Source organism: Cellulomonas sp. KH9 (assembly GCF_900114185.1).
In the GTDB taxonomy this organism is placed as follows: Bacteria; Actinomycetota; Actinomycetes; order Actinomycetales; family Cellulomonadaceae; genus Cellulomonas.
In genome coordinates this window covers 1,044,618-1,064,895 of sequence record NZ_FOSE01000001.1, presented here as the reverse complement: position 1 = coordinate 1,064,895, position 20,278 = coordinate 1,044,618, and the positions used below count along the sequence as shown (strand labels likewise).

At 73.2% G+C, this 20,278-nt stretch carries 17 protein-coding genes; 2 read left to right on the top strand and 15 right to left on the bottom strand.

What is annotated here, in order from left to right:
- Positions 1 to 19: 19 nt before the first annotated feature.
- From nuoL to BMZ16_RS04735, 14 genes are all read right to left on the bottom strand, one after another.
- A complete protein-coding gene (gene nuoL, locus BMZ16_RS04800) occupies positions 20 to 1,999 on the bottom strand; it encodes an NADH-quinone oxidoreductase subunit L (RefSeq protein ID WP_089798385.1) in 1,980 nt (659 codons plus the stop codon).
- 11 nt (positions 2,000 to 2,010) lie between these two features.
- Entirely contained in the window at positions 2,011 to 2,310 is a 300-nt protein-coding gene (gene nuoK, locus BMZ16_RS04795; RefSeq protein WP_089798384.1) for an NADH-quinone oxidoreductase subunit NuoK, read from the bottom strand.
- The gene (locus BMZ16_RS04790) at positions 2,307 to 3,248 is read right to left on the bottom strand and encodes an NADH-quinone oxidoreductase subunit J (RefSeq protein ID WP_089798383.1); all 942 of its coding nucleotides are present in this window, start codon (positions 3,246 to 3,248) and stop codon (positions 2,307 to 2,309) included. The genes nuoK and BMZ16_RS04790 overlap by 4 nt, the downstream gene beginning before the upstream one ends.
- Positions 3,245 to 4,057, bottom strand: coding sequence for an NADH-quinone oxidoreductase subunit NuoI (gene nuoI / locus BMZ16_RS04785; protein ID WP_369822485.1), 813 nt, complete (start codon positions 4,055 to 4,057; stop codon positions 3,245 to 3,247). The genes BMZ16_RS04790 and nuoI overlap by 4 nt, the downstream gene beginning before the upstream one ends.
- On the bottom strand, positions 4,050 to 5,417 hold the full coding sequence (gene nuoH / locus BMZ16_RS04780; RefSeq protein WP_089798382.1) for an NADH-quinone oxidoreductase subunit NuoH: 1,368 nt from the start codon (positions 5,415 to 5,417) through the stop codon (positions 4,050 to 4,052). Before nuoH ends, nuoI begins: the two co-directional genes overlap by 8 nt.
- Entirely contained in the window at positions 5,414 to 8,086 is a 2,673-nt protein-coding gene (locus BMZ16_RS04775; RefSeq protein WP_089798381.1) for an NADH-quinone oxidoreductase subunit G, read from the bottom strand. Before BMZ16_RS04775 ends, nuoH begins: the two co-directional genes overlap by 4 nt.
- Positions 8,083 to 9,417 (bottom strand): NADH-quinone oxidoreductase subunit NuoF, encoded by a 1,335-nt coding sequence (gene nuoF, locus BMZ16_RS04770; RefSeq protein ID WP_177199589.1) that lies wholly within the window; start codon positions 9,415 to 9,417, stop codon positions 8,083 to 8,085. The genes BMZ16_RS04775 and nuoF overlap by 4 nt, the downstream gene beginning before the upstream one ends.
- Positions 9,417 to 10,298 (bottom strand): NADH-quinone oxidoreductase subunit NuoE, encoded by an 882-nt coding sequence (gene nuoE, locus BMZ16_RS04765; protein WP_089798379.1) that lies wholly within the window; start codon positions 10,296 to 10,298, stop codon positions 9,417 to 9,419. Before nuoE ends, nuoF begins: the two co-directional genes overlap by 1 nt.
- Positions 10,298 to 11,650, bottom strand: a complete 1,353-nt coding sequence (locus tag BMZ16_RS04760) for an NADH-quinone oxidoreductase subunit D (RefSeq protein WP_089798378.1) — start codon at positions 11,648 to 11,650, stop codon at positions 10,298 to 10,300. Before BMZ16_RS04760 ends, nuoE begins: the two co-directional genes overlap by 1 nt.
- The gene (locus tag BMZ16_RS04755; RefSeq protein ID WP_089798744.1) at positions 11,650 to 12,351 is read right to left on the bottom strand and encodes an NADH-quinone oxidoreductase subunit C; all 702 of its coding nucleotides are present in this window, start codon (positions 12,349 to 12,351) and stop codon (positions 11,650 to 11,652) included. The genes BMZ16_RS04760 and BMZ16_RS04755 overlap by 1 nt, the downstream gene beginning before the upstream one ends.
- A gap of 245 nt (positions 12,352 to 12,596) precedes the next feature.
- The gene (locus BMZ16_RS04750) at positions 12,597 to 13,148 is read right to left on the bottom strand and encodes a NuoB/complex I 20 kDa subunit family protein (protein ID WP_089798377.1); all 552 of its coding nucleotides are present in this window, start codon (positions 13,146 to 13,148) and stop codon (positions 12,597 to 12,599) included.
- Positions 13,149 to 13,208: 60 nt separating this feature from the next.
- Complete coding sequence (locus tag BMZ16_RS04745; protein ID WP_089798376.1) at positions 13,209 to 13,571, bottom strand: NADH-quinone oxidoreductase subunit A; 363 nt, start codon at positions 13,569 to 13,571, stop codon at positions 13,209 to 13,211.
- A gap of 75 nt (positions 13,572 to 13,646) precedes the next feature.
- Complete coding sequence (locus BMZ16_RS04740) at positions 13,647 to 14,948, bottom strand: geranylgeranyl reductase family protein (protein WP_089798375.1); 1,302 nt, start codon at positions 14,946 to 14,948, stop codon at positions 13,647 to 13,649.
- Between the two features lie 313 nt (positions 14,949 to 15,261).
- Entirely contained in the window at positions 15,262 to 15,954 is a 693-nt protein-coding gene (locus BMZ16_RS04735; RefSeq protein WP_089798374.1) for a demethylmenaquinone methyltransferase, read from the bottom strand.
- A 107-nt stretch (positions 15,955 to 16,061) separates the two neighbouring features.
- Between BMZ16_RS04735 and BMZ16_RS04730 the strand changes: the two genes are divergently transcribed.
- Together BMZ16_RS04730 and BMZ16_RS04725 are read left to right on the top strand one after the other, a co-directional pair.
- A complete protein-coding gene (locus BMZ16_RS04730; RefSeq protein WP_089798373.1) occupies positions 16,062 to 17,111 on the top strand; it encodes a TRM11 family SAM-dependent methyltransferase in 1,050 nt (349 codons plus the stop codon).
- Between the two features lie 59 nt (positions 17,112 to 17,170).
- The gene (locus BMZ16_RS04725) at positions 17,171 to 18,499 is read left to right on the top strand and encodes an isochorismate synthase (protein WP_089798372.1); all 1,329 of its coding nucleotides are present in this window, start codon (positions 17,171 to 17,173) and stop codon (positions 18,497 to 18,499) included.
- 123 nt (positions 18,500 to 18,622) lie between these two features.
- On the opposite strand, the gene BMZ16_RS04720 is transcribed toward BMZ16_RS04725, so the two are convergent.
- Positions 18,623 to 20,197 (bottom strand): S1C family serine protease, encoded by a 1,575-nt coding sequence (locus tag BMZ16_RS04720; RefSeq protein WP_255366360.1) that lies wholly within the window; start codon positions 20,195 to 20,197, stop codon positions 18,623 to 18,625.
- Positions 20,198 to 20,278 lie beyond the last annotated feature (81 nt).

Here is a 20,278-nt window from a genome sequence, read left to right as displayed (position 1 = left end):
TCTCCTGTCGACTCTTCGGTCAGCCGCGCACGGCGAGGACGACGAACGCGAGCACGACCACACCGACGACCATGCCGGCCGCGTAGGAGCGGGCGTACCCGTTCTGCGCGCGACGCACCAGGTCGCCGAGGGCGACGGTGGCGCGGCCGAGGCCGGTGACCGCCCCGTCGACCACGGCCTTGTCGCCGTACACCAGCGACCGCGTCAGGTACTGGCCGGGCTCCACCAGCAGCGCGTCGTTGACGGCGTCCTGGTGGAGGTCCACGCGGGCGGCGCGCGTCAGCGCGGTCCCCAGCGGCGGTGTCACCGGCACGGTCGAGACCGCGTACCGGCGCCACGCCAGCACGAGCCCGAGGGCGACGGCGATGAGCGTGAGGGCGATGAGCACGGGGACCGCGAGGACCGGCTCCTCGTGCTCGGTGTGCCCCACGGACGGCTCGAGCCACTCGACGAACCCGACCGTGCTGAGCACCCAGCCCAGGCCGACCGAGCCGACCGCGAGGACGATCATCGGCCACGTCATGAGGGCGGGCGACTCGTGCGGGTGCTGCTCGGAGCCGTCACGCCGGGTGCTCCAGCGCTTCTGGCCCTCGAACGTCATGAAGAACAGGCGCGACATGTAGAACGCGGTGATGCCGGCGCCGACGAGGGCCACGGTGCCGAACACCCAGGCGCGCCACGGCTCGCCGTCCACGGGGACGAACGCGGCCTCGATGATCTTGTCCTTGCTGAAGAACCCGGCGAACGGCGGGATCCCGAGGATCGCCAGCCAGCCGGCCATGAACGTGAAGTACGTGATCTTCATGTACCGGCCCAGGCCGCCGAAGCGGCGCATGTCGACCTGGTCGTCCATGCCGTGCATGACGGACCCGGCACCCAGGAACATGCCGGCCTTGAAGAAGCCGTGCGTCACGAGGTGGAAGATCGCGAAGGCGTAGCCGATGGGCCCGAGGCCCGCGGCGAGCACCATGTAGCCGATCTGGGACATCGTCGAGGCGGCGAGCGCCTTCTTGATGTCGTCCTTGGCGCAGCCGACGATCGCACCGAACAGCAGCGTGATCGCGCCGACGACGGCGACGACGAGCTGGGCGGTGGGCGCCGCGGTGAACACCGCGCCCGAGCGGATGATGAGGTAGACGCCCGCCGTGACCATGGTCGCGGCGTGGATCAGCGCCGAGACCGGGGTGGGGCCGGCCATCGCGTCGCCGAGCCAGGACTGCAGCGGGAACTGCGCCGACTTGCCGCACGCGGCGAGCAGCAGCGCCAGCCCCACGAGGGTCAGGGTGCCCTCGGAGGCCCCGGCCACCCCGGCGTCGACGGTCGCGAAGTCCAGGCTCCCGAACGTGGCGAACAGCAGCCCCATCGCGACCAGGAGACCGACGTCGCCGACACGGTTGGCGACGAACGCCTTCTTCGCCGCCACCGCGTACGGCGTGTGGTGGTTCCAGAAGCCGATGAGCAGGTACGACGCGAGACCCACGCCCTCCCAGCCGACGAACAGCAGCGCGTACGAGTCCGCCAGGACCAGCAGCAGCATGGCCGCGACGAACAGGTTGAGGTACGCGAAGAACCGGCGGCGGGACGCGTCGTGCTCCATGTACGCCACGGAGTACACGTGGATCAGGGTGCCGACGAAGGTCACCAGCAGCACGAACGTCAGCGACAGCGGGTCCACGCGCAGTCCGGCGCCGATGCTCAGCGCACCGGCGTCCAGCCAGGTGCCGAGGTCGACGTCCTGGACGCGCTGGTCCGCGGGCAGCCCGAGCAGGCCGACGAGCAGGACCAAGCCGACGACGAAGGACGCCGCCGAGGCCAGCACGCCGAGCCAGTGGCCCCACCGGTCGGCGCGGCGTCCGAGCAGCAGCAGCACCGCGGACGACAGCAGCGGCAGCGCCACGAGCCATACGGCCGCCTGGGCGCCGGACCAGGCGACGGAGGAGACGCCACCGGCGGCCGTCGGCACGACGGCAGGGGCGGTCAGGGTGATCAGGGTGTGCACGTCGGAGCCCCTCAGCTCTTCAGCAGGTTGACGTCGTCGACGGACGCCGAGCGTCTGGTCCGGAAGATCGACACGATGATCGCCAGGCCGACCACGACCTCGGCCGCCGCGACGACCATCACGAAGAACGCGAGGACCTGGCCGGACAGGTTGCCGTGCATGCGCGAGAACGTGACGAGCAGCAGGTTCGTGGAGTTGAGCATCAGCTCGACACCCATGAACACGATGATCGCGTTACGGCGCAGCAGGACCGTGGTCGCACCGATCGCGAACAGGATCGCGGCCAGGACCAGGTAGTGGGTCAGGCTCACCGGCCGTCCTCCTCGGGGGTCGCGTCCTCGGCCGGGGCCTGCGGCTCGCGGATGGTCACCGCACCCTCGACGGGGCCGTCGGGCCCGCCGCGGTACGACTCGTCGGACGTGAACGTGCCCGCGCCGACGGCCCAGCCGCCGGCGAGCACCCGGTCGATCCGCGCGGCGTACGCCCGCGCGTCGGCCTCCTGGCCGCGGACCCGCAGCACGCGCGGGACGGAGCTCTCCAGCGGCGTGCCGTCGGGGCCGAGCGCGGGGACGTCCATCGCGTTGTGGCGGGCGTAGACGCCCGGGGCCGGCAGCGACACGGGGTGGCCGCCGGTGCGCAGCCGGCGCTCGGCCAGCTCGCGCTGCCCGACCTTCGGCGTGAGGCGGCCGCGGTGCGTCAGCACCAGCGCGCCGAGCGCGGCGGTCACCAGCAGCGCACCGACCACCTCCATCGCCAGCACGTGCTGCCCGAAGATCAGGTAGGCGACGGCCTGCGGGTTGGACGGCAGGTTCGCGTCGGCCAGGCCCGTGGGCGGACCGTAGGTCGCCCGCCCGACGACGCCGGCGAGCACCACGGCCAGGCCGAGGCCCGCGAGGGCCCCGAGCCACCGCTGGCCCCGGATCGTCTCGACCAGGGAGTCCGAGCGGTCGACACCGACCAGCATGAGCACGAACAGGAAGAGCATCATCACGGCGCCGGTGTAGACGACCACCTGGACGACCCCGAGGAACTCGGCTCCCTGCGCGACGTACATGAACGCCAGCGAGATCATGATGAAGATGACCGCCAGGGCCGCGTGCACCGCCTTGCGGGCGAACAGCAGGCCCAGGGCGGCGAGCACCATGAGCGGTCCGAGCGTCCAGAACAGCACCGCCTCCGCGGTGCTGGTCTGGCCGGACTCGGTGAGCGCGCCGGCGGCCGCCGGCAGCACGGTCAGGAGCGGGCTCACCGGGCACCTCCCTGGCGGTGGGCGGCCGCCGTGATCGCACGCTGCGCGAGACGCGTCTCGCCGAGGTCCGGCACGGTCGCGCCCTTCGCGGCGTTCTCCGGAAGCGTCGGGTCGTCCGGGCGGTGCTCGGCGACCCACGCCACCTGGTCGTCGGTCACGCCGGTGACCTCGCCGCGGTAGTAGTCGGTGTCGGTCGTGCCCTCGACCATCGGGTGCGGCGTCGCGAGCTGGCCCGAGCGCAGCGGGGCCAGCAGGTCCTGCTTCTCCCAGATCATGCCGGGGCGGGTCGGGCCGGCGAGCTCGTACTCGTTGGTCATCGTCAGCGCCCGGGTCGGGCACGCCTCGATGCACAGGCCGCAGAAGATGCAGCGCAGGTAGTTGATCTGGTAGACGCGGCCGTACCGCTCCCCCGGCGAGAACTGCGCCTCGGGGGTGTTGTCCCCGCCCTCGACGTAGATCGCGTCCGCGGGGCACGCCCACGCGCACAGCTCGCACCCGATGCACTTCTCGAGCCCGTCGGGGTACCGGTTGAGCTGGTGCCGCCCGTGGTAGCGGGGCTTGGTGGGCACCTGCTCACGCGGGTACTGCTCGGTGACGGTGGGCTTGAACATGTTCGCGAACGTGACGCCGAAGCCGGCGACCGGTGCGAGCAGCTCGCTCAGGCCCGAGCGCTTCTCGATGAGCGACTCGTAGCCCTCGGTCGGCCGGTCGACCTCGCCGCCGCCGCGCGCGGTGCGCTGCACCTGCGCGTCGCCGCCGGCCGGTCGGACCGCGCCGGGCGCCGCCTTCTTCTTGCGCTGCTCAGCCACCGCGCACCTCCAACGGGGTCTCGGGTCCGGACGTGTCGCCGGTGTCGGTCGCGGCCAGGCGTCGCTGCGCGCGCGGGGACGGCGGCAGCACCTGCCCCGGCAGCGGCGGCACCGGGTAGCCGTCCGCGAAGGGGTCGATCTCCTGCGGGCCGGTCGGCCGGGGCGTTGGCTCCCGCCGCTTGTCCGGCACCAGGAACGAGATGACCAGGCCCACCAGCACGAGGCCCGCGAGGACGAACAGCAGGGTGCGCAGGTCGACGTCCCACAGCCGGCGCGCGGCCTGCACGAACGTCACGCAGACCACCCAGGCCAGCGCGGCCGGGATGAGCACCTTCCAGCCGATCTTCATGAACTGGTCGTACCGGAACCGGAGCACGGAGCCGCGGATCCAGACGAACAGGAACATGAACAGCCAGACCTTGGCGACGAACCACAGGAACGGCCACCAGCCGGTGTTGAACATGCCGTCGTTGATGGCCGACAGCGGCCAGGGGGCGCGCCAGCCACCGAAGAACAGCGTGGTGGCCACGGCCGAGACGTTGAGCATGTTGATGTACTCGGCCAGGAAGAACCACGCGAACTTCATCGACGAGTACTCGGTGGTGTAGCCACCGACGAGCTCGCCCTCGGCCTCGGGGAGGTCGAACGGCAGGCGGTTGGTCTCGCCGACCATGGAGATGACGTAGATGACGAACGCCGGCAGGAGCGGCAGGAACCACCAGATCTGCGTCTGGGAGTCGACGATCTGCGACGTCGACATGGACCCGGCCATGATGAACACGCTGACCAGGGACAGGCCCATCGCCAGCTCGTAGGAGATGACCTGGGCCGTGGACCGCACGCCACCGAGCAGCGGGTAGGTCGAGTTCGAGGACCAGCCACCGAGCACGATGCCGTACACGCCGACCGCGGCGCAGGCCAGGATGTACAGCACGGCCACCGAGAAGTCGGTCAGCTGCAGCGGGGTGACGACGCCGAAGATGCTGACCTCGGGCCCGAACGGGATGACCGCGTACACGAGCAGCGAGCACAGCACCGCGATCATCGGCGCGAGGATGTAGACGAACTTGTCCGCCGCCTTGACGGTGACGTCCTCCTTGACCAGGAGCTTCATCGCGTCGGCGAGCGACTGCAGCAGGCCCAGCGGCCCGTGCACGTTCGGCCCCGGCCGCAGCTGCATGCGTCCCACGACGCGGCGCTCGAACCAGATGGCGATGAGGACGCTCGTCAGCAGGAAGACGATGATCCCGACGGCCTTGACCAGCCACACCCAGAACACGTCCTGGCTGAAGTCCGCCGTCACCGGGGCGACCGCACCGTCGCCGACGGCTGACGCCAGCGCCATGGGCAGTACGCTCATGCCCGCTCCTCCTCGTCCACGCGGACGCCGGCGACGGCCTCCGCGGCCTCGCCCGTGAGCCCGGATGCGGCGTGCGCCGTCACCTCGGGGTGGTCCGACCGTCCGACGCGCTCGAGCCGGACCACGGTCCCGCCGACCGCACCGAGCAGGTCGCGCACGGCACCGCCCCGGGGGTTGGTCGGCAACCAGACCACGTGGTCGGCCATGTCCGTGACCTGCACGGGCGCGGTGACCGTGCCGCGGTCGGTGCTGACGGCGACCTCGTCGCCGTCCGCCAGGCCCGCGGCCGCCGCCGTGGCCGCCGACATGCGCGCGACCGACCGCTTGGCCGTGCCGGCGAGGTACGGCTCACCGTCCTGCAGCCGGCCGGCGTCGAGCAGCTGGTGCCACGTCGCGAGCACCGCGTGGCCCGGGGGCACCGCGGGCGGCTCGGCGGGTGCGGTCGACGGGGCGTCGACGCGCACGCCGTCCCAGCCGCCGAGCTGGTCGAGCTCGCCGTGGACGTCCGCGACCGACCGCAGCCCGAGGTCCGCGCCGAGCGCGTCCGCGAGGCGGTCCAGCACCCGGAAGTCCGAGAGCTGCGTGGTCGTCAGCGCCTGCGCGAACGGCCTCGGGCGCCCCTCCCACGTGACGAAGGTGCCGGGCTTCTCGACCGGCGGGGCCACGGGCAGCACCACGTCGGCGCGGTCGGTGACCTCGCTGCGGCGGACCTCGAGGGAGACCAGGAACGGCACCGCGTCGAGCGCGGCACGGGCCAGCGCCGGGTCCGCGTGGTCCGCGGGGTCCACCCCGCCGACGACGAGCGCGCCCAGGCGACCGTCGGCCGCGGCGGCCAGGATCTCGTCGGCGCTGCGGCCGGGTGTCGCGGGCAGGTCGTCCACGCCCCAGACCGCGGCGAGGTCGACCCGAGCGGAGGCGTCGGCGACGGGACGCCCGCCGGGCAGCAGCGTGGGCAGCGTGCCCGCCTCGATCGCCCCGCGCTCGCCCGCACGGCGCGGGATCCACGCGACACGGGCCCCCGTGCGCTCGGCGAGCCGCAGCACGGCCGTGAGGGCGCCCGGCACGGTGGCCGCGCGCTCCCCGACGAGGATCACGGCACCGTCGGCGGCCAGGGCCTCCGCGGTCTCGCCCAGCGCGTCGCGCGCACCCGCGGCGATCGCGTCGAGCACCTCGGGCTCGGTGCCCGGGGCGGCCGCGAGCAGCGTGCCGTCGAGCCGCTCGAGGCCCCGGCTGGCCAGCGCGGCCACCGAGAACACCCGCGTGCGGCCGGCGACCACGGAGGACCGCAGCCGCAGGAAGAGGATGCCGCCCTCCTCCTCGGGCTCGTACGCGACGCACAGCACGCCCGGTGCGGCGACCAGGTCGCCGAACGTCACCTGCAGCGTGCGGCCCGCGACGTGGTGACCGAGGAACGCGGTCTCCTCCGCCGAGTGCGGCCGGGCGCGGTGGTCGACGTCGTTGGTGCCGAGCACCACCCGGGCGAGCTTGGCGTACGCGTAGGCGTCCTCGAGCGTGAGGCGGCCGCCGGGCAGCACACCGACGCCGGACCCGTCCGCGCCGAGCGCGGCCTGCAGGCCGGCCGCCGCGGTGTCCAGCGCCTCGGTCCACGAGCACGGCTCGAGCTCGCCGCGCGTCCCGTCCGGGAGCCGGCGGCGCACCAGCGGCGTCGTGACGCGGTCCGGTGCCGACTGCCAGTGGAACGCGAAGCGGTCCTTGTCGCTGATCCACTCCTGGTTCACGGCCGGGTCGTCGCCCGCCAGGCGGCGCAGCACCACGCCGCGGCGGTGGTCCACCCGGATCGCGGACCCGTTGGCGTCGTGCTCCGCGATCGACGGCACCGACACGAGGTCGAACGGCCGCGAGCGGAACCGGTACGCCGCCGACGTCAGGGCACCGACCGGGCAGATCTGCACCGTGTTGCCGGAGAAGTAGGACGCGAAGGGGCGTCCGCTGGTGTCGAGCGTCGAGGCGCCGACCGGGACGTCGCCCGCGAAACCGAGCACCTCGGTGTCGAACGTGCCGATCTGCTGCTGCGCGCCGCGCTTCTGCAGGTCGATCCAGACGTCGCCGGCGATCTCCTCGGAGAACCGGGTGCAGCGCTGGCAGAGCACGCACCGCTCACGGTCGAGCAGCACCTGCGTCGACACCGCGATCGGCTTGGGGAAGGTCCGCTTGACGTCGACGAACCGGGTCGCTGCCCGGCCGTTGCTCATCGCCTGGTTCTGCAGGGGGCACTCGCCGCCCTTGTCGCAGACGGGGCAGTCGAGCGGGTGGTTGATGAGCAGCAGCTCCATGACGCCGTGCTGGGCCTTGTCGGCCTCGGGCGACGTGTGCTGCGTCTTGACCTGCATGCCCGGCGTGGCCTGCAGCGTGCAGGAGGCCTGCGGCTTCGGCATCTTCGCCAGGTTGCCGTCGCGCCCGGGCGCCCACACCTCGACGAGGCACTGGCGGCAGGCGCCGGCGGGTGCCAGCAGCGGGTGGTCGCAGAACCGCGGGATCTGGATCCCCAGCTCCTCGGCGGCCCGGATGACGAGCGTGCCCTTCGGCACGGTCGTCTCGATCCCGTCGACGCTGAACGTGACGGTGTCCGACGGCTCGGCGGGCGCGGGCGGCGGTGCCGCCGGCACCAGCGGCGTCGTCTGCGTACCCCGAGGGGTCGTGATCGTCATGCGTGCACCCCCGCCAGCTGCGTGCTGCGACGCGGCGTGTAGTCGAAGAGCGCGGCGCGCTCCGGCGGGAAGAGGACGTCGGCGGGCGTGTGCGTGCCCGCCTCGAACTCCTCCCGGAAGTACTGGATGGCGCTGGTCACCGGGCTGGTGGCGCCGTCGCCGAGCGCGCAGAACGCGCGGCCCAGGATGTTGTCGCACAGGTCGAGCAGCAGGTCGATGTCCGCCGACGTGCCCTGCCCCGCCTCGAGGCGGCCCATGATCTGCGCGAGCCAGAACGTGCCCTCGCGGCAGGGCGTGCACTTGCCGCAGGACTCGTGCTTGTAGAACTGGATCCACCGCGACACGGCCTTCACGACCGAGACCGTCTCGTCGAAGATCTGCAGCGCGCGGGTGCCGAGCATGGAGCCGGCCTTGCCGACCGACTCGTAGTCGAGCGGCACGTCGAGGTGCTCCGCGGTGAAGATCGGCGTCGAGGAGCCGCCCGGGGTCCAGAACTTCAGCTCGTGGCCCTCCCGCACGCCGCCCGCCATCTCCAGCAGCTCGCGCAGCGTGATGCCCAGCGGGGCCTCGTACTGGCCCGGCCGCGTGACGTGGCCGGACAGCGAGAACAGGCCGTGACCGGCGGACCGCTCCGTGCCCATCGAGGTGAACCAGTCGGCACCGCCGACGAGGATCCCCGGCACCGACGCCACGGACTCGACGTTGTTGACGACCGTGGGGCGCGCGTACAGGCCTGCGACGGCCGGGAACGGGGGCTTGAGGCGCGGCTGGCCGCGCAGGCCCTCGAGCGAGTCGAGCAGCGCCGTCTCCTCGCCGCAGATGTACGCACCGGCGCCCGCGTGGACCGTGATCTCCAGGTCGAAGCCCGACCCGAGGATGTCGGTGCCCAGGTAGCCGGCCTCGCGCGCCTCCCGCACGGCCTCGAGCAGGCGGCGGTAGACGTGCACGACCTCGCCGCGCACGTAGATGAACGCGTGGTGGCACCCGATGGCGTAGGACGTGATGATCACGCCCTCGATGAGCTCCTGCGGGCTCGCCATCATCAGCGGGATGTCCTTGCAGGTGCCGGGCTCGGACTCGTCGGCGTTGACCACGAGGTAGCGCGGCCCGCCGTCGGGCGCGGGCAGGAAGCCCCACTTCATGCCCGTGGGGAAGCCGGCACCGCCGCGGCCGCGCAGGCCCGAGTCCTTCACCGTCGTCACGACGTCGGCCGGGTCCATGCCCAGCGCACGACGCAGACCGCGGTAGCCGCCGTCGGCCTCGTAGCGCGCGAGCTTCCACGACCGGTCCGCGTCCCAGTGCGCGGACAGCACGGGGGTCAGGGTCGTCATCACGACTCCTTCGCGTCGTCGGACTTCTGCTTGCGCTGCTCGCCGGCCGGCGAGACGTCGGCAGGGGTCGTCTCCGGGCGGTCGGCGCTCGACTGCGTCTCGCCCGCGTCCGGCTCGCCGTGCGTGGCTCCCGTCGCGGCGGCACGCTCGTCCGCGTCGAACGACGGGGCCGTCCAGCCGCGCTCCTTCGCCAGGAGCGTGCCGCGCAGCGTCGCCTCACCGGCGCCCACGCCCTCGTCGGCGCGGCCGTCCGGGAAGCCGGCCAGCACGCGGCTCATCTGCTTGAACGTGCAGACCGACGACGCGCCGCGGGTCGGCGCCACCGGCGCACCCTCGACCAGCTTGTCGACGACCTCGACCGCCGAGGCCGGGGTCTGGTTGTCGAAGAACTCCCAGTTGACCATCACCACGGGCGCGTAGTCGCAGGCCGCGTTGCACTCGATGCGCTCGAGCGTGATCGCGCCGTCGTCCGTGGTCTCGTCGTGCCCGATCCCGAGGTGCTCGCTGAGCTCCTCCCAGATCGCGTCGCCGCCCATGACCGCGCACAGCGTGTTGGTGCACACGCCCACGGTGTAGGTGCCGTTGGGGTGGCGCTTGTACTGCGTGTAGAACGTCGCGACGGCCGACACCTCGGCGGTCGAGATGCCGAGGGTCGCCGCGCAGAACGCGATGCCCCGCGGGCTGACGTAGCCGTCCTCCGACTGCACCAGGTGCAGCATCGGCAGCAGCGCGGAGCGTGCCTGCGGGTAGCGGGCGATGATCTCCTGCGCGTCGGCGGTCAGCCGGGCGCGGGTCTCGTCGTCGTACCCCGTGGCGTGCCGCTCCCCCGGGGTCCGGCCGTGGTCGTGGGGCGCTGCTGCGCCCGCGTGCTCGACGGACATCAGCGGTCCACCCCTCCCAGCACCGGGTCGATCGACGCCACGGCGACGACGACGTCGGCGACCTGCCCGCCCTCGCACATCATGGAGACGGCCTGCAGGTTGTTGAACGACGGGTCGCGGAAGTGCGCCCGGTACGGCTTGGTCCCGCCGTCGGAGACGAGGTGCACGCCCAGCTCGCCGCGCGGGTGCTCGACGGTCTGGAAGACCTGCCCGGCCGGGACGCGGAAGCCCTCGGTCACCAGCTTGAAGTGGTGGATGAGGGACTCCATCGAGGTGCCCATGATCTCGCGGATGTGGTCCAGCGAGTTGCCCATGCCGTCGGTGCCGATGGCCAGCTGCGCCGGCCAGGCGATCTTCTTGTCCGCGACCATGACGGGTCCCGGCTCGGCGAGCCGCTCGAGGCACTGCTCGACGATCCGCATCGACTGGTAGCACTCCTCGATCCGCACCAGCAGACGTCCCCACGAGTCGGCCGTGTCGTTGGTCGGCACGTCGAAGTCGTAGGTCTCGTAGCCGCAGTACGGGTCGGTCTTGCGCACGTCGTACGGCAGGCCGGTGGCGCGCAGCAGCGGCCCGGTGACACCGAGCGACATGCAGGCCGCCAGGCTCAGCACGCCGACGTCCTTCATGCGCGCCTGCAGGATCGGGTTGGCCAGCATGAGGTCCTCGAGCTGACGCATGTAGCCCCGGACCTTGCCCAGCGCCTCGCGGACCGAGTCGATCGCGCCCGGGGGCACGTCCTGCGCGACACCGCCGGGGCGGATGTACGCGTGGTTCATGCGCAGGCCGGAGATCATCTCGAAGATCTTGAGGATCTCCTCGCGGGCCGTGAAGCCCAGGATCATGATCGTCGTGGCGCCCAGCTCGTTGCCGCCCGTGGCCAGGAAGACCAGGTGCGACGAGATGCGGTTGAGCTCCATCATCAGCACGCGGATGACGGACGCCCGCTCGGGGACGTCGTCCGTGATGCCGAGCAGCTTCTCGACCGCGAGGCAGTAGCCGGCCTCCTGGAACAGCGGCGCGACGTAGTCCATGCGGGTGCAGAAGGTCACGCCCTGGGTCCAGGTGCGGAACTCCATGTTCTTCTCGATGCCCGTGTGGAGGTAGCCGATGCCGGCCCGGGCCTCGGTGACGGTCTCGCCGTCGATCTCGAGCATGAGCCGCAGCACGCCGTGGGTGGACGGGTGCTGCGGGCCCATGTTGACGACGATGCGCTCCTCGCCGAGGCGCGCGGCCTCCTCGGCGATGTCGGACCAGTCGCCGCCGGAGGCCTCGAACGAGGGCACGCCCTCGGTCTCGGACAGCGGCACGTGACGGGTCGCGTGGGGGGTCTGCGACGTGGGGGCGGTCATCAGCTGTACGACCTCCGCTGGTCCGGGGGCGGCACGGTGGCGCCCTTGTACTCGACCGGGATGCCGCCGAGGGGGTAGTCCTTGCGCTGGGGGTGGCCCGGCCAGTCGTCGGGCATCTCGATCCGCGCCAGGCCCGGGTGGCCGTCGAACACGATCCCGAAGAAGTCCCAGGTCTCGCGCTCGTGCCAGTCGTTGGCGGGGTACACCGCCGTGGTCGAGGGGATGTGCGGGTCGCCCTCGGCGACCGCGACCTCGAGCCGCAGCCGTCGCCCGTGGGTCACCGACACCACGTGGTAGACGGCGTGCAGCTCACGTCCCGCGTCGTGCGGGAAGTGCACGCCCGACACCCCGAGCGACAGCTCGAAGCGCAGGTCCGGGTCGTCACGCAGCGCCTGCGCGACCTCGACGAGGTGCTCGCGCGCGATGTTCAGCGTGAGCTCGCCCCGGTCGACGACCACCGACTCGACCGCGGCCGCGTAGCCGGTGCCCGACTCGTCGAGCACCTCGGCCAGCACGTCGACGACCTCGTCGAACCAGCCGCCGTAGGGCCGCTCGCTCGGGCCGGGCATCGCCACGGTCCGCACGAGGCCGCCGTAGCCGGACGTGTCGCCGGTGCCGCTCACGCCGAACATGCCGGTGCGGACGTCGACGATGTCCAGCGGTGTGCGCGGTGCGGTGGTCGGGTCGGGGCCCGCGGGCAGGTTCTGGGAGCCGGCCTCGAGGGCCGCAGCGCTGGTGCGCTGCGTCCCGGCGGGGGCGGGCTCGCCCGGCTTGACCGCCGCGGACGCGTCCGCCTTCTCGGCCGTCGGCTTCGTGCCCTCGGTAGGACGGTCGGCCGTCGGGGACGTGGCGTCCTCGCGCGGGCTCGACACCGCCTCGGGCTTGGTGCCCGTCGTCGGGTCGGTGCCCTCGGGGGTGCCCCCGGCGGGCGTCGTGCGCTCGTCGCTCATCGCAGCAGTCCCGTCATGTGCGACGTCGGGGTCGCGGCCATCGCGGCCTCCTGCGCCTTGCGGGCGGCCTCCTGGCGGTTGACGCCGAGGGGCTCGTCCTGGATCTGCTGGTGCAGCGCGAGGATCGCGTGCAGCAGCATCTCGGGGCGCGGAGGACAACCGGGCAGGTAGATGTCGACCGGGACGATGTGGTCGACGCCCTGCACGATCGCGTAGTTGTTGAACATGCCGCCGGAGGACGCGCAGACGCCCATCGACAGCACCCACTTGGGCCCGGCCATCTGGTCGTAGACCTGCCGCACCACGGGAGCCATCTTCTGGCTGACCCGACCGGCGACGATCATGAGGTCGGACTGGCGCGGGGAGGCACGGAAGACCTCCATGCCGAGGCGCGAGATGTCGTACCGGCTGGTGCCGGCGGCCATCATCTCGATCGCGCAGCACGCGAGCCCGAACGTCACGGGCCACAGCGATGCCTTGCGGAAGTAGCCGACGAGGTCCTCGACCGTCGTCAGCAGGAAGCCCGAGGGCGCTTCCTCGATGCCCATGTCAGCCCCTCCTCAGGGTCGGTCGGCTGCGCGTCGTGGCGGGTTCGGGGCGCTGCTGCATCAGTCCCACTCCAGACCGCCGCGCTTCCACTCGTAGACGAACGGCACCGTGATGATCAGCAGGAACGCCATCATGGCCACGAGGCCGTACGTCGCGAGCTCCGTGAAGCCGACGGCCCACGGGTAGAGGAAGACGACCTCGATGTCGAAGATGATGAAGGTCATCGCGACCAGGTAGTACTTGATCGGGAAGCGCCCGCCGCCGATGGCGTGGGGCGTCGGCTCGATGCCGCACTCGTACGCCTCGAGCTTGGCGCGGTTGTAGCGCTTGGGTCCGAGGATCGCGCTCGCGCCGACACCACCCAGGGCGAGGACGGCCGCGATCCCGATCATCACCAGGAGCGGGATGTACGGGTTGCTCATCGAGCGGTCCTCCTCGTCGACGACGCCGGGCCGGTGGTCCGGGCGGTGCGGGTGCGGGGCGTGGTGCCGGGTGCGTCAGGCATCGGGCGCCAACCGGGCGAGTCCGGCGATGACGCGGTCCACGACGTCGCCCCCTCGCGGTTCGTAGCAGTCGGCCAGCAGCTTGAGCACGAACTTCATCAGCAGCGGCCGGGGCAGACCGTACCGCGTGCACACGTGCATCACCTGCGGGTGCTCGATGAGTCGCACGAAGATCCGACCGAGCGTGTAGTACCCGCCCAGGTCGTCCTTCATGCGCTGCTGGTACGTCGCGAGGGACCGCTCACGACCGGCGGCGGACCCGCGCGCCAGCCCTTGCGCGATGGCGTCGGCCGCGACGCGCCCGGCCTGCAGGCCGTAGGCGATGCCCTCGCCGTTGAACGGGCTGACCATGCCGGCCGCGTCACCGGCGAGCAGCAGGCCGTCGGCGTAGAGCGGCCCGCGGTTGAAGCCCATGGGCAGCGCCGCGCCGCGGACGGGTGCGGTCTGGTTCTCCGGGGTGAACTCCCACTCGGCGGGCGCGTTGGCCATCCACCGGGCGAACAGGTCCTTGTAGTCGACCTTGGTGGCCGCGGCCGTCGAGCTGACCGAGCCCAGGCCCACGTTCGCGGTGCCGTCGCCGAGGGCGAAGATCCAGCCGTAGCCGGGCATGAGGTTGGACCGGCCGGGCGCACCGTCCCACAGCTCGAGGTGCGACTCCATCCAGGGGTCCTGGTGCCGCGGGGTGCGGAAGTAGGTCCGCACGGCGACGCCCATCGGGCGGTCGTCGCGCTTGGTGCGTCCGACGGCGGTCGCGAGCCGGGCGGAGACGCCGTCGGCGGCCACGACCACGGGGGCGCGGTAGGTGACCTCGTCGCCCGCGTCGACCGTCCGGCGACCGTCGGTACCGACGGCCCGCGCCCGCACGCCCACGACGCGCCCCGTGCGCTCGTCCCGCACCGGGGCCGTCACGGACGTGCCCTCGAGGAGCTTGGCGCCGGCGGCACGGGCGTGCTCGGCGAGGATCTGGTCGAACGACGTGCGCGCCCGGGCGAGGCCGTAGGACGGGTAGCTCGAGAGCTCGGGCCACGGCAGCTCGAGGCGGTGCCCGCCGCCGATCACGCGCAGGCCCTTGTTGCGGATCCAGCCGTCCTGCTCGCGGATCGGCACACCCATGCGGACGAGCTCGGCCACCGCGCGGGGCGTCAGGCCGTCGCCGCAGATCTTGTCGCGCGGGAAGGTCGCCTTCTCCAGCAGCAGGACGTCGAGCCCGGCGGCGGCGCAGTGGTACGCCGCGGAGGCGCCGGCCGGACCGGCGCCGACGACGATGACGTCTGCGTCATCGGTCGTTCCGTCCACCCTTGCCACCCCACTTGTGACGACGTTCACGTGCGACTCCGGCGAGTGTAACCAGCCCCTCAGACGCTGTCTGCGAAGGGTTGGCTTACCTCAGCGGAGCCCCGGGACGAACGTCCCGGTGAGGCGCCCGGAGCGGTGCCGACGACCCGTCGCGAGGCGTCCCGAGGGGACCGGAGCACCGTACGACGACCATCGTCGCCGACGACGCCGACGCCCGCAGCGCGGGGCGGCGCGCAGCGCACACCCCCCGGCCCGCCCCGCGGGCGGCCGGTGCGCGACGAGCGTCACACCGGACGCGCGCGGACGGGGTCGCTCAGGGGCGCCGGGCGCGGTGCAGCGCGACGACGCCGCCCGTGAGGTTGCGGAACGCGACCTGCTCCCAGCCCGCCGCACGCACCAGCCGGCCCAGCTCGCGCTGGTCCGGCCACTCCCGGATGGACTCCGCGAGGTACACGTAGGCGTCCGGCTCCTTGGACACCGCGCGGGCCACCGGCGGCAGCGCACGCATGAGGTAGTTCGTGTACACGGCGCGGAACGGCGCGAACGTGGGCTGCGAGAACTCGCACACCACCAGGCGCCCACCGGGCCGCGTCACCCGCAGCAGCTCACGCAGCGCCGCGTCGACGTCCGCCACGTTGCGCAGGCCGAACGACATGGTCACGGCGTCGAACGACGCGTCGGCGAAGGGCAGGTGCAGCGCGTCGCCCGCCACGAACGGCAGGTCGGGGCGGCGGCGCCGACCGACCCGCAGCATCCCGGTCGACAGGTCGCACGGCACCACGTGCACGCCGGCGTCGGCGAGGGGCTCGCTCGACGTGCCCGTGCCGGCCGCGAGGTCGAGGACCGTCTCGCCGCGCTGCGCGTCGAGCGCGGCGAGCGTGGCGCGGCGCCACGCACGGTCCTGACCCAGGGAGATCACGTCGTTGGTGACGTCGTACCGGCGCGCGACGGCGTCGAACATGGCGGCGACGTCGCGGGGGTCCTTGTCGAGGGCGGCGCGAGGCATGTGCCCATGGTCGCAGGTCCGCGCACCGGTCCGCGCACCGTGCTCGGGTAGCGTGGACGCGGCGCCGCCGGCGGCGCCGCACGACCGACCCGGGGGCCTCACCACCCATGCCGCAGTACGCGATCCTCGTCCAGCCCTCGGCCAACCGGGTGTACTCCCGCAACGCCGCGCGCCTCACCCGCAACGAGCTCCTCGCGCTCGACGAGCTGCTGCTCGACGGGCGCCTGCGCGCCCTCGGCGGACCGGTGGAGCGCACGATGGGCGGCGTCCCGTACCTCGTCGTCCCCGTCGCGGACCCGGAGCCCGAGGACCTGCGGGTCCTGGCGAACCTCTCCTCCCTGTTCGCGCTGTTCGAGCTGCGCGACGACGGCGCGCTCGTCCCGCTCGACGTCGAGCGGCTCGACCGCTACGACGACGACCTGCTGACGATCCTCAAGTACGTCGGCAAGACCAACGAGCAGCTCACCCGGCTCCTGCTGAACCTGACGGCCGCGGCCGCCACGACCCGCGAGGAGCTCCTCGGGTCCCGGCTGCGGGTGCTCGACCCCATGTGCGGGCGCGGCACCACGCTGAACCAGGCGCTCATGTACGGGTGGGACGCGTACGGCGTCGACGTCGACCGGCGCGACGTCGAGGCGTACACCGCGTTCGCCACCCGCTGGCTGCAGGACAAGCGGCTCAAGCACCGCTCGGCGTCGACGCGGCTGCGCATCGCCGGGAAGACCCTGGGGCGGCGCACCACGTTCACGCTCGCCGCCGACAAGGACCTGTTCCGGGCCGGCGACGTGCAGACGCTCGAGATCACGCAGGGTGACACGCTCGACGTCGACCGCACGTACCGCGCCGGGTTCTTCGACGTGGTCGTGGCCGACGCGCCGTACGGCATCCAGCACGGGTCGGTCACCGGACCGCGCACCCCGTCGCGGGCGCCGGGCGAGCTGCTCGCCGACGCCCTCCCCGGCTGGGTCACGGTGCTGCGCCGCGGCGGCGCGCTCGGGCTGTCGTGGAACACCAAGGTGCTGCCGCGCCGGGACCTCGTCGCGATGCTCGTCGACGCGGGCCTCGAGCCGCTGGACGGCGAGCCGTTCCTCGACCTGTCGCACCGCGTCGACCAGGCGATCGAGCGCGACGTGGTGGTGGCCCGCAAGCCGCGCTGAGACGCAGGTCGCACCGCCCCGGGGCGAGCCCGCGGCGGTGAGGGCCTACCCTGAACGCGATGAGCACGTCGCCCAGCTCCCCCGTCACCGGGGGCGTCCCGCACCCTCTCGTGGTCCGCACCGTCGAGTGCCACGACCTGCCCGCGGACGGGTCGGCCGACCCGGCGGACCTGCTCGACCTGCTGGGCCCGCAGGCCCCGCTGGCCTGGGTGCGCCGCGGCGACGGCCTGGTGGCCTGGGGCGAGGCCGTGCGCGTCGAGGTGCACGGCGCCGACCGGTTCGCGGCCGCCGAGCGCGCGTGGCACGAGGTCCTCGCGCGCGCGATCGTCCGGGACGAGGTGCGCCTGCCCGGCACCGGGCCGGTCGCCTTCGGCTCCTTCGCCTTCGACGACGACTCCCCCGCCGGTGGCGTCGTCGTGGTCCCGCGCGTGGTGGTGGGCCGGCGCGACGGCCGGACGTGGCTCACGACCGTGAGCACCGCGGGCGAGCTGGGCGCCGCGCCCCGCCTGGCGGACGTCCTGCCGCCGCGCACCGAGCCCCGCGCACCGGGCGACGTCACCTACTCGGACGGCGCCGTGACCGCGGACGACTGGATGGACGTGGTGGCGCGCGGCGTCGCCGCGATCCGGTCGGGCGAGGTCGAGAAGGTCGTGCTCGCGCGCGACGTGCGCGCCCGCACCGAGCACCCGCTCGACGTGCGGTGGGCGCTGCAGCGGCTCGCGGACCGGTACCGGTCGTGCTGGACCTTCAGCGTCGACGGCATGATCGGCGCGACGCCCGAGCTGCTGGTGCGCTCCGAGCGCGGGCTCGTGACGTCCCGGGTGCTGGCCGGCACGATCCGGCGCACCGGCGACGACGACGGCGACATGGCACGGGCCGCGATCCTCGCGCACTCCTCCAAGGACCTCGAGGAGCACGAGTACGCGGTCACGTCGGTCGCCCGCGCGCTCGCGCCCTTCTGCTCGTCGTCGAACGTGCCCGACGTGCCGTTCGTGCTGTCGCTGCCCAACGTGCTGCACCTCGCGTCCGACGTGACGGGTGTGCTCGCCGCCCCGCAGGGCGACGGCGCGCACCCCTCGTCGCTGGCGCTGGCCGCGGCCCTGCACCCCACCGCCGCGGTGTGCGGCACCCCGACGCAGGCGGCGCGCGCGCTCATCACCCGCATCGAGGGCATGGACCGCGGCCGGTACGCCGGACCCGTGGGCTGGTTCGGTGCCGACGGCGACGGCGAGTGGGGCATCGCCCTGCGCTCCGCCGAGGTGGACCGGCACGACCCGCACCGCCTGCGGCTGTTCGCCGGCTGCGGCGTCGTCGCGGCCTCCGACCCGGCGGCCGAGCTCGCCGAGTCGCGCGCGAAGCTCGACCCGATGCGGTACGCGCTGTCCTGACACGCGTCGTCCTGACACGCGTCGTCCTGACACGCGCCGCGCCCGCAGGGACGCCGAGGGCCCGCCGCGAGAGGGGGATCGCGGCGGGCCCGGTCGTGCGGTGGACGGCGTGGGGCGGGACCGTCAGCCCTGGCCCTGCTGCTGCTGCAGCCACTCCCAGAGCTGCTCGGGGGTGAGACCGCCGGGCAGGGACTGGTCGTCCTGACCCTGGCCGCCCTGGCCGCCCTGACCCTGGTCCTGGCGCGGCTGGGCCGAGCCGAGGTCGTCGGGGCGCGTGGCGAGCGTGACGTCGAGCTCGCGCGTCTGGCCGTCGCGCACGACCGTGAGGGTCACGTCGTCGCCCGACGACAGGGACCGCACGAAGGCCGTGAGCGCCTCGGCGCCCCCCACCGGGTCGTCGTCGATGGCGACGATGACGTCACCGGCCTGCAGACCGGCCGCGGCGGCCGGGGAGCCCTCGTTGACGGACTCGACGACGGCACCGCGGCGCGTGACGCCGTCGGCCGTCGCGACGCCGGCGGACAGCGTGACCCCGAGGAACGCGTGCTCGGCCTGGCCGTCCTCGATGAGCTGCGCGGCGACGTCGCGGGCGAGGTCCGACGGGATCGCGAACCCGAGACCGATCGAGCCGGACTGCGCGCTGAGCGTGGCGATCGAGGACGTGATGCCGATGACCCGGCCCGTCGCGTCGAACAGCGGCCCGCCGGAGTTGCCGGGGTTGACGGCCGCGTCGATCTGGATCGCGTTGGTCACCGCCGCCTCGGCCCCGCCGTCCTCCACCGTGGAGACCGGGCGGTCGACGGCCGAGACGATGCCGGTGGTCACGGTGTTGGCCAGGCCCAGCGGGTTGCCCACCGCCATGACCGGCTCGCCGACCCGGACCTCGTCGGAGTTGCCGAACGCGGCCGGCTGCAGGTCGTCGGGGGCGTCGAGCAGCTGCACGACGGCCAGGTCGGTGCTGGGGTCGGTGCCGACGACCTCACCCTCGAGGATCCGGCCGTCGGTCAGCGTCACCTGCACGTTGCCCTGCGCACCGGACACGACGTGGCTGTTGGTCAGCACGTGGCCCTCGTCGTCGATGATGACGCCGGAGCCCTGGCCACCGCCGGACTCCGTCTGGACCTCGATCGCGACGACCGAGGCCTGCACGGCGGCCGCGACGGCCTGCCAGTCCGGGTCCGCGGCGCTGGAGCCCGTGACCGGCACCTGGTCGGTCGAGGAACGGCCCACGTCGGCCAGCGAGGCGGACCGCGACGACGACCCGCCCTGGTCCAGCAGACCGGCGGCGGCGACGGAGCCGCCACCCACCACGAGGCCGACGACGGCGGCCGACGCGATCCACAGCCAGGCACGCGAGCGGCGGCGCGGCTTCTCGCCGGGTGCCTCACCCGGCGCCGACGCCGGCGCCGGTGTGGCCCACGGGTCGTGCGCGGGAGCGGCCGTGGCCGTCGCGGTCGGGGCGTTCCCGGACGTGGTCGGGGCACCGCCGGCCTGCGCGCGCTGCGCGGCCTCGTAGCGTGCCCACTCCTGCGCGGGCGACAGCCGCGCGGTGCCCTGCGGGGGGACGGCACCGTGCGGCGGCACCGCACCGTGCGGGGGGACGGCACCGTGCGAGGGGACGGCACCCTGCGGCGGGACGGGGGTGGTCGGCTGGTTCTGGGGGTGGCTGCCGGGCTGCGGCTCGGGCGTGGTGGTCATGGCTGCCTCCTTCTCGACATCCATCACACCGCGTCGTCCTGGGATCGGCCTCCCAGGCGGCTGGGAACTTCCTGTGGGCCC